At 65.6% G+C, this 9667-nt stretch carries 8 protein-coding genes; 2 read left to right on the forward strand and 6 right to left on the reverse strand.

Translation table 11 applies throughout. The annotated features are described in order from the left end of the window. Positions 1 to 198: 198 nt before the first annotated feature. The 4 genes from EB084_12710 to EB084_12725 form a co-directional block, all read right to left on the reverse strand. Positions 199 to 705, reverse strand: coding sequence for an Rpn family recombination-promoting nuclease/putative transposase (locus EB084_12710; GenBank protein ID NDD29118.1), 507 nt, complete (start codon positions 703 to 705; stop codon positions 199 to 201). After that, positions 660 to 1184: an Rpn family recombination-promoting nuclease/putative transposase gene (locus EB084_12715; GenBank protein NDD29119.1), complete on the reverse strand. Its 525-nt coding sequence runs from the start codon at positions 1182 to 1184 to the stop codon at positions 660 to 662. Before EB084_12715 ends, EB084_12710 begins: the two co-directional genes overlap by 46 nt. Continuing rightward, positions 1126 to 1290, reverse strand: a complete 165-nt coding sequence (locus tag EB084_12720; protein ID NDD29120.1) for a hypothetical protein — start codon at positions 1288 to 1290, stop codon at positions 1126 to 1128. Before EB084_12720 ends, EB084_12715 begins: the two co-directional genes overlap by 59 nt. Positions 1291 to 1569: 279 nt before the next feature. Continuing rightward, positions 1570 to 2577, reverse strand: coding sequence for a GNAT family N-acetyltransferase (locus EB084_12725; GenBank protein ID NDD29121.1), 1008 nt, complete (start codon positions 2575 to 2577; stop codon positions 1570 to 1572). A gap of 677 nt (positions 2578 to 3254) precedes the next feature. Between EB084_12725 and EB084_12730 the strand changes: the two genes are divergently transcribed. Next, positions 3255 to 4457: a glycosyltransferase family 2 protein gene (locus EB084_12730; protein ID NDD29122.1), complete on the forward strand. Its 1203-nt coding sequence runs from the start codon at positions 3255 to 3257 to the stop codon at positions 4455 to 4457. A gap of 119 nt (positions 4458 to 4576) precedes the next feature. Next, complete coding sequence (locus EB084_12735) at positions 4577 to 6478, forward strand: hypothetical protein (GenBank protein NDD29123.1); 1902 nt, start codon at positions 4577 to 4579, stop codon at positions 6476 to 6478. Positions 6479 to 6664: 186 nt separating this feature from the next. Here EB084_12735 and EB084_12740 read toward each other — a convergent pair whose 3' ends face one another. Further along, positions 6665 to 8647: a hypothetical protein gene (locus EB084_12740; protein ID NDD29124.1), complete on the reverse strand. Its 1983-nt coding sequence runs from the start codon at positions 8645 to 8647 to the stop codon at positions 6665 to 6667. Further along, positions 8626 to 9666, reverse strand: coding sequence for a hypothetical protein (locus tag EB084_12745; protein NDD29125.1), 1041 nt, complete (start codon positions 9664 to 9666; stop codon positions 8626 to 8628). The genes EB084_12740 and EB084_12745 overlap by 22 nt, the downstream gene beginning before the upstream one ends. Position 9667 lies beyond the last annotated feature (1 nt).

The following is a 9667-nucleotide window of genomic DNA, read 5'->3' on the forward strand; positions in this document are numbered from 1 at the left end:
ACGAGGCTCTCATAGAGTCCGGGCGGAAGATGGGTCACCCAAAAGGAGTACACGCTGTCGCGTCTGGTTCCTGCCTTTGGGGAATCGGGGAGGTGCGGGTGTTCACAGAAACTAGCCGAGCGATGGGCGATGTCCGGCGTGTTGCACGCTGTCGGTCTTCGGGTTTGTTGGAGGGGGCTCGCGGTCAGCGCTGATGACTCAGCGGCTGCGGAGCGCCTCGACCTCGGCCGCTGTGAGCTGGGTGGAACGCGCCACCACCGCCACTTCGAACCCCTCTGCCAGAAGGCGGCGGGCGGTTTCTCGGCGACCCTCGAGGCTGCCCTGCTGTCGGCCCTGCTGCAGGCCGTCTTCGCGCGCATTCGCGAGGCTCGTTGCAACGTCGCGAGTGAACTTCTCGCGTGAGAACATCCAAGCGCGCACTTCCTCATCGGATTGCGCGCGTTGCATCTTGTCGAAGGCCATGGCCACACCCTCCTCAGTGCTCAACTTCTCTGGGAGCCGCATTCCTCCTCGTATATACTCCTGTGCGAAGCGGAGCATGTGGAGCCAGTGATCGGCTGGCGTGGCCAGCTCGCGCACATCGTGCTTTTTGAACTTGGGCAGCTCGAAGAAGTGAATCTGCAGGTCGTCAGTCAGAACATCCCCATGATCACGCTCCCTCAGCAGGTAGACGCTGTGCAGGCTTTTCCGCGTCGGAAACCGCACGTGATCGTCTCGCCATCGTGGAGCTGCTCGGCGTGGATCTTCGTGAGGTAGTAGGTGGCGCGCTTCTCGAAGTGTCGCTCGCTGGCCACCTGCACTTCGATGTTGTAGGCACCGCGTCGCTCATCGCGGGCTCGCACATCGAGAATGATGTGCTTGTCATCGAGATGCGCGCCCCCGAGTCCGGGATTCATGATCTCTACCTGCTCGATGCGCTCTCCGGGCCTTCGCTCGAGCAGGGCGTTGAGCAGCGCGCGCAGGGGTTCCTCGCTCCCCTTGCTTCCGAAGACGAACTTGAACACGACATCATGGGTGAGCCGTGTGATGAGCTGTGGCACGCTGACCTCCTGTGCGCGGACGCGCCTGATGTCGGCGGGCCGCGAGAGGAGTGTGTCATGCAGGTGTGACTGTTCTGTTGCGCTTTCAGACGAGTTTTTGAACCGCGATGTTTCGGATTTGTGAACGGGCCAGCGTGGCCGCATCGATGGCCTCGAGCGCTTTTTCGCGCCACTCTCCTACTGTACTGGGATGTACGGCCATCCTACGGGCGATCTGATCCACCGTCGCCGTACCGGCCATCAGGTCCAAGACTGCACGCTTGCGCTCTTCTACGCACGGCGCCCCGGCCGCGCCCGGGTTGCGTCAGCAACCGACGCTTCAGGTTCGTCCTGCGGTCGCACGTTGTCTTTCCCACAGGATAAAGCCCGCAAGCCCATGAATTCATTTCACCATCGTGATGACATCTGGCATCACCCACCCCTGCCCCTTCTGCGCCCCCCGTTGCGCGAAAAAGCGAGGGCCGGCTTTTAGCGGGGTGAGATAGCCGGTGGCCGGCTTTTTCGCACGTCTGTGGTGGCTGGCTGCCCGCTACAGGCGCTTGAAGATGACGGTGTGCGGCAGGTTGGTGTAGGGGCTCAGGTGCTCTGAGCCGGCGATGAGTTCCCAGCCGTTGGCCACGTAGAAGCGCAGGGCCGTGTCGCGGCCGTTGGCCCACAGCTGCTGCGCACCGCGCTCTTTGAGCAGGCCTTCGCCGTGCGCGAGGACCTGCGCGCCGTATCCGAGGCCCTGCAGATCGAACTCGGTGGCCATGTAGCGCAGCTGGTAGGTCAGCAGCTCCGGGTTCACCGGCGCAGGTGACGGGTAGAACGACGCGCTCACAACCACGACGCCGTTGATGAGGCCCGCGAGATGAAGGGCGTCGGCGTCGTCATCGCGCGCATCCCCCGCGTCGGCGTTGGGATCGTTGCCGCGCAGCACGCGACGACGCAGGTCGTGCAGGCGATAGGCCGGTACCGTTGTGATTACGAGGTCGCCCAATGGCAGGCGCAGGTGGTCGAGCACGATGGAGGGGTCACGATCCATGGGCTTCGTGACGCCGCTTGGGGTGAACCCCAGACGCCGATAGAACGCGTGCGCCCCGACGAGGCTTTTCGCGACGTAGAGGTTGAGGGCCACGCCACCATCGCGTCGCGCCTGGTCGGCCACGGCCTCGACGAGCGCATCGGCGATGCCGCTGCCGCGATGCGCGGGCTGCACGAAGAGGCCGAACATCCAGTGCCCGCCGCGCTGATGGTGAGGCATTCCGTACACCATGCCCACCAGCTGACCGTCATTGACGGCAACGAAGCAGCGCTGCGCAGAAACCATCGTCTGCCAGTGGGCATCATCGAATGCGAGAGCCTGGGCGTAGGTGTCGCCGAAGGCGTCGGGGGTGTCTTGCAGGGCTTCGAGTCGCAGCGCCTTCAGGGCGAGCCACTCGTCGGGCTGAGCGGGGCGGATGCGGGTCATGGGCGTATCCTCAGGAGCAAGAAGTATCGCGCGTTCCCCATCTGCGCGAAGCGCGGCGGATGCCCGCGGCGCGATGGACGTTTTCATGGCGCGTCGGACCGTGTCGCGCAGCGCTCAGCGCCGCAGGCTCTTCTGCAGGTGGGTCTTCAGGTCCCAGGCCTTCACGCCCGCTTCGGCTGGATAGCGGAAGTTCGTGATCTTCCAGCTGCCGCCGAATCTGCGCACCTCAATGGTGATCCGCTGCTGCTCGTGGCCTGGTCGCGTTCGGGCGCCTTCTGGTAGGCGGCGTAGAACGCCTTTACGACGGCAGTGGGTGAGTCGGCCCGAGCCGGCGCGATGACGGCGAGGGCGAGCAAAAACGTCACGAGCGTGCAGGCGAGGGCGGTGTATCGCTTCATGCCCCCCACTTTCGCGCGTGGCGCGCCGCCCCCTTCCCATGCGCCCTTCCCCCCTCTCCAACGTGATGCGCGCGCCATCTCCGCCGTTGCACAGCAAGGCGTCGCGGTTTTCAGCGGGCGGACAGATCTCGAAGCGGGGCACGCTCTGGATCGGGTTGTTGCGCTCGTCCTTGATTGCCTGCTCGGAAACGTATACGATGAACGCCAGAGACCTGCGGTCCGCGGGCGCTCATAGCAGACCCAAGACACCAGGGTCATTCACTGAGGCGACGATGTGCCAACGCCAAACGCGACAGATACAACGAGGGCCAGCGTGTGCACCCTGTGAACGCTGGTGAGCCCGACGCCATCGAGGTCACGTTGCTGATGCCCTGCCTCGATGAAGCGCAGACCATCGCAACCTGTGTTCGAAAGGGCTTCGAGTCGCTGCAGAGGGAAGGCATCCGGGGCGAGGTGCTGGTCGCAGACAACGGCAGCACCGATGGGTCGCAGGACATCGCCACGCGCTGCGGCGCGCGCGTGGTCGCGGTGCACGAGAGAGGGTACGGTGCGGCACTGCGGCACGGCATCCAGCGTGCACGCGGCCGCTTCGTGATCATGGCCGACGCAGACGACAGCTACGATTGGCGCGACATCGCTCCCTTCGTTCAACGCCTTCGGGAAGGGTACGACTTCGTGATGGGCTGTCGCCTTCCGCAAGGCGGAGGCCGTATCATGCCCGGCGCCATGCCGCGCCTCAACCGGTATGTGGGGAACCCCGTGCTCAGCGGCATTGGGAGAGCGCTCTTTCGCTGCCCCATCACGGATTTCCACTGCGGAATGCGAGCGTTCGACCGCGAGAAGGTGTTGGCCCTCGACCTGAAGACCCCGGGCATGGAATTTGCGACAGAGATGGTCATTCGCGCAACCCAGGCACGATTGAAGATCGTCGAGGTTCCCATCACCCTTCATCGCGATGGACGTTCTCGCCCTCCCCACCTGCGTCCATGGAGAGACGGGTGGCGCCACCTGCGCTTCATGCTTCTCTACAGCCCCAACTGGCTGTTCTGGCTTCCCGGCCTGGTTCTTCTCGGACTGGGTCTGCTGGGCTTTGCCCTCATCCTGCCGGGACCGCTGCGAATCGCCCACATCAACCTCGACGCCAACACGCTTCTGTTCTCGGCCCTCGCCTGCATCGTCGGACACCAGTGGATCTCGTTCGCCCTCGCGGCACATGCTCTCGGGGAAAGAGATGGGCTTCTGGCACCCGATCGATCTCTGCGGCGTCTGCAGGCCATCTTCAGCCTCGAACGCGGCATCGGGGTGGGTCTGCTGCTGATGTGCGCAGGTCTCTTCTTGCTGGGTGTGTCGCTCCGCTACTGGGCCTCTCTCCAGTTTGGTGACATTCCCTATGCGACAGGCCTGCGCATCGTGATTCCTTCGGTCACCCTGCTGGCACTCGGGGCCCAGTTCATCATGTCGAGCTTCTTTCTCAGCCTGACGCTCTTGAAGCCGTACGCATCAGCAGGCAGGTCAGCCGAGGGCGCGGTTGAGTCGCCCTCCGCGGAAGCCCGTCCTCCTCTCGTCTGAAGCCGACCCCTTCTCGCCGCTCGAAGGCTCGGCGCCCAGCACGCAGACGTCGCAGGCCGGTCACGGCGGGGAAGGGATCTTGATACGCCCGTAGGGCATTTGACCTGCCCCTGCGAACCTTGGCCTTCGTGAGCACCTACGAGTCGAGCGACGTGTGCGTCGAGGGTCAAGCGCCTGCTCTCTCCGCGGGGTGGGGCCCTCGCGCTCTGGCCGCGTGGCCTCACGTCGCGCGAGGCCTCATCGCGTTTCCCACCCCGATTGTCATGCTCTACGTCGCAGCGTTCGTGAGACAGTATCTCTGGTGGGTTTCGAGCGGCCCGCTGGCCTGGAGTGCGACGGGGATCTTGACGCTTGTCTGCGTGGCGGCGTGGGTGCGCGCGCGCCCCTCTGTTGAGGCGCCCCTGCCCGTGGCGTTCTGGCTCATCGTCGGCGTGCCGCTGGGCGTCATCTACGCGTTGCGTGCCATCAGCCCCGATTGCTCGTTCGACGTTCTCGCCTACCATCTGTTTGTGTCGGAGAGGGGGTTGAACGGTCTTCCGTTCGTCGCGGGAGATTTCTTTCCCGGCTCTCCGTACGTGAACCCCGTGGCCGACATGATCCTGGGCATCTCTCGCCACGCGCTGGGGTACCGCCTGGGAACCATCGTCAACTACGGCGTCTTGCTATGGACGGGCTCCATACTCTTCCGGCTGCTGCGCAGCGATATCGTGCGCGTGCCCGTTCGCTGCATGGCCGTTCTGATGATCTTGACAAGCGAGACGCTGCTCTTCGAATCGAGCACGTACATGGTCGATCTGATCGCCCTTCCGCTGCTCTTCGAGGGGCTCTGCATCATGTTGCGGCAAGACGCACAGCGCCCGTTTTCCGGGCGCGATCTGATCGGCGTGTCGCTGCTCCTCGGGGCCGTCGTGGCCATCAAGCTCACCTCGCTCGCCGTGGCCCTCCCTCTGGGGCTGCTCGCCCTGTATCGGTACATGCGGCACCCGTCGCGCGCACGGGAGCGCTGCAAGGCGCTCGTGGCTGCGCTCGTGGCCTTCGCTGCGCCCCTTGCGCCCTACGCGCTCTTTCTCTGCAGCGAGACCTCGAGCCCGCTCTTCCCTTACCACAACGAGGTGTTCCGCTCGCCATACTGGACACCGGATTCTCCGTATGACGGGCGCTTCGGGCCGACGTCTGGGTGGACCGCCCTTCTGTGGCCCGTGATCTCGGTCGCGATGCCGGAGCGGCTGTGGGAACCTGCGTTCTGTTCAGGACGAATCGCGCTGGGCGTGGGCGCGTGCCTGGTCGGTCTGCTCGTCGTACGCAGCAAGGCGCGCTGGCAGACCTGGTGTATGCTCTATCTCGCGTGCGCCTTGCTGTGGAGCTTCGCGGTGGGGGGAAACCTTCGCTATGCCATGTTTCTCGAGGCGATGGCAGGTCTGCTCACCGTGACGCTCGTGGCGCATCTGTGGGGAGCGAAACCTCTTCTCGCGAGCGCCCCCCGACGCGCCGCCGCCATGGGGCTCTGTGCTGCGCTTGCGGCGCAGTGCACGCTCGGTGTCGTCTACCTGCTTCGCCACGATTTCAGCGGCCAGCCGACGTTGTTCTCTGCCTCGTCCGGCCTTCAGGAAAATGCGCGCCTCCTGCTTCGTGATCGCGACCCGTGCGCATTTCTGCCGCTCGACCTGAAGACCCGTCTTGAAAGCGTCGATGTGTGGGTACACAGCTGCCCCTTGACCACAACGCTCATGGTGATGGTGAAGCCCTTCGCCCCTGTCATCGAGATCGTCAACGAGAACCTCTTCTCTACGCGGGAAGCGCGAACGCGCTACGAACGCACCCTGGCCGACACCGACGGCAAGAAGGTGTACACCCTCTGCCTGCCAGATCGATTGAGCGACGTGCACGCGCTGCTGTCACGTCGAGGCTTCGATGTGCTCGAAGTCGTGCCGGTCACCTTGCCGTACTACTCGTCTCATGGTGGCTTCTACGTGATGATGCTACGACTGGCGCGCAGCACCTCTCCTCTCCCGATTCGGTGAGCTGGGCCCCAGAGGGATCGCTGACCTCGGTGCAGCACGGCCCTGACCACGAGCCCTTACCCCAGGCTGGCGAGAGATTCGTGCGGCTCACCAACATGGAGAGCCGCGAAGCGGCGCTGACCCAGATCGGGTCTGGCACGTACGTCACGGCTGCAGCGAAGACGTAGCAACGCCCCGGCCAGCATCTTACATCTCTCCGCGCTCGAAGGCGGCCAGCTGCGTGCCGATCTCGATCAGCTCGCCGCGAAGCGCGCTCGGCACCGTTCGCCTTGCGGTCAGCTGATGGGTCAACGTCTCTGCCGCTTGCTCGACCCGCTCGAACAGCGCTTCGAGGAGGCGTTGACGGTCGTCGTCGCGCCCATCGCCGGATGCGGCGATCTGACGGCGTACCGCCTGCAGGCGGACCCGCGTCTCGGCCACCGTGTCGAGGAACGGTCTGGCGAGTCGCAGCGCTTCGTCGGCGCCGATGCGCCCCATCTCGAGCTGATCGATCACCCGGACGACCAGGCGGAAGTTCTCGCCCATGGCGGCTTCGGGGGAGCGACCCGCGCCGCTGTCGAGTACGTCGAAGGCGCGCGACACCGAGAGGTTCGCCAGCACCGGAAGCGCGCGGCGGCACTGCACGCAGCGGGTGCTGCCCGCGGGGCTCGACGCACCGCACATCACACAGGTGACCTCGGTCGTGGCGGCTGTGTCTGCGGCTTCCCGAATCTCTTGAAGGCGCAGCGCCGATGGGACCAGCGCGTCGTGGGCCATGGGCAGCAGGTCGCGATCTCCGCCCTCGAGGTATGCGGTCATCAACGCGATGGCACGCCCCTGCTCGGCCATGAGGGCGTCGATCTCGAGGGTCTCGTCGCCGCCCTCTCCCTCGATGACATCGAGCCGCAGGCGCGCCTCGAACGATTGGTGCAGATGCCGCAGAACCTCGAGCGCCTCGGCCAGCACGCGGTCGGGGACATACCCGTACCAGACCCCTGAGAGCGCCTGGAACACCGCGTGGAGATGGGTCGCCTTGCGCAGGTCGACGGGCGTGTCTCGCTCTTGCTCGAGTGTGTGCTGAAGGTCGTCGAAGGCCTCGCCCACCTCGCGCAGGCGCGCCACATGCGCGGCCAGGGTCTCGAGATCGCCGTCGAACGCGCCTACCTCGGTACGCACGGCCGCAAGCTCCTCGAGGCACTCGGCCATGCCGGAGAGCAGCTCGGCTCTGCGCGCCTCGCCCAGCCAGGCCGTGGCGGCAAGCCCCTGGAGGTCGGTGGCCATGGCTGCGTGGAAGGCTTCGAGATCTGCGAGCAGCGGCGCCAGGTCGACGGGCATTCCCAGGGCCAGCATCCCCACGGCCTCGTGCAACCGCTGCAGCGGCACCGCCTCGGAGAAGTCTGCGCGGTCAGACTCGACCATCTTCATGGCGCGCATGCACGCGCCGACGCTGCCCACCGCGCGATCGAACAGGGTGAGCGCATTCGACAGATCGACGGGACGCGCTTCCTCGAGAAAGACGTAGAACCCGCCCACCGCCTCGCGCAGGGTCTCGATGGCCGGGCCGAGACGGGCCGAGATCTCCCACTCGCCCGGGTTTCGCTCTGCGAACGCGCTGTGGGCGCGGCCCAGGAACTCCACCAGATCGCGGAGGGGGCCCAGCCGATGGGCAAGCCCCATGATGGCGGCGCTGTGCCCCTTCAAGACATTCAGCGCGAGCGCGTACACCTCGTTGATGAGGGGCGTGTCGGAGACGCGGGGCACCTCATCGTGCAGCCGCGTCAGGGTCGCAGCCGCCATCGTGACACGCTCGCCCGCGCTTTCGAGCGCCTCGAGCGCTTCTGGCCAGTACGCATGGTCGGGCGAGACGTGCTCGGAGAGCAGCGCCTCCATCTGGTCGAGAGCGGCCGCCTGCGCCGTGAGGCCATCGACGAACGCGGTGCGGGCGGAGGCGGCGCCGTCGACGGCGGCAACCAGTCCGTAGCTGGCGTCGAGCTGCGCAAGCGCGGCAGCGGTCTCGTCGCGGGCGCCCGCCAGCGCGGCCGACATCTCTGCGTGCGAGGCCCATCGCCCCACGGTGTTGAGAACGACAACCACGGCGCGACTGAGCCCGACGGGCACCTTGTCGCGCGTGGCCTCCGGGTCGTTGTGCGACGCCGCGCCGTTTCCGCTCAGCTCCAGTACCCCCCACACCCGTAGCCGCCCTGCTGGCCGAACCCGCCGGAGAACCAGCCGCCGAAGATGTTCACGTTGTAGACGTCTTGATAGCCGCGGAAGACCGGCACCTGGGTGTCGCGCCACGTGGTCGCCCAGCCGTGCACGTCGTAGGTCTGGGTCTCGGTGCGGGTGAAGCCCGAGCTCATGTCTGAACGGTTGATGTTCTTCACGTCGAGCGACGTGATGTTGTGCGCGGCCACGTCTTGCAGCTCGCCCGCGTCGACCTTGGCGTCGCCGTTGGTGTCCTTCCAGACCTTGAGGCCCTTCAGCTCGTCGCCGTCGACCGTGCCGTCGTGGTTCTTGTCGAAGTGGGCGGCCAGCTTCTCATAGCCGTCCTTGAACTTCTTCTGGCCGTCGATGTCGAACTCACCGAACAGCTCCTTGCTGCTGGTGATCTGGCCATCGTTGTCGACATCCCAGCAGAGCAGACCGTCGCCGCCGTTCCGGGTCTCGTTCTTGCCCCAGTGGTACATCATCTTGTTGGTCTGGGCGTCCTTGCGGGTCTCTCCGACGAGGGCCCCGTTGGCGTCGTAGAACTTCGCGGCCGCATTCCGGTTGTGGTTGAATGTCTTCGCGGCCTGTCGGTTCACCGGCTTTCCTCGCTTGTCGAACGCCACCTCGGTGCCGTCTTCGTAGACGACCTTGCCGTTCTTGATGGGCGGAGCGCCGCTGCCCGGCCGGCGCGCCACGCTCTTGGTCTCCCACGATGACTTGCTCGGGTCGAGGTCGAACAGCACCGGCTCACCGCTCACCTTGCCATCGCCCAGAATGTTCTGGCCCGTGATGTCAGGCTTGCCGTTGCCGTTCAGGTCGAGCACGATGGGCGAGCGACGGGTCGTCTTCTGGCCATCCTGGTGATCGAACCACACGTCCCACATCTTGCCGGGGGTCTGGGTCGTGGTGGTGCGCTGCTCTGACCAGCAGTGGGTCTCGTAGCTGCGCATCGTCATGTCCTGCCACACCGGCACCTGGCTCTGGGTGACCGAGGCGCCCATG

This window comes from Pseudomonadota bacterium (genome assembly GCA_010028905.1).
GTDB lineage: Bacteria > Vulcanimicrobiota > Xenobia > RGZZ01 > RGZZ01 > RGZZ01.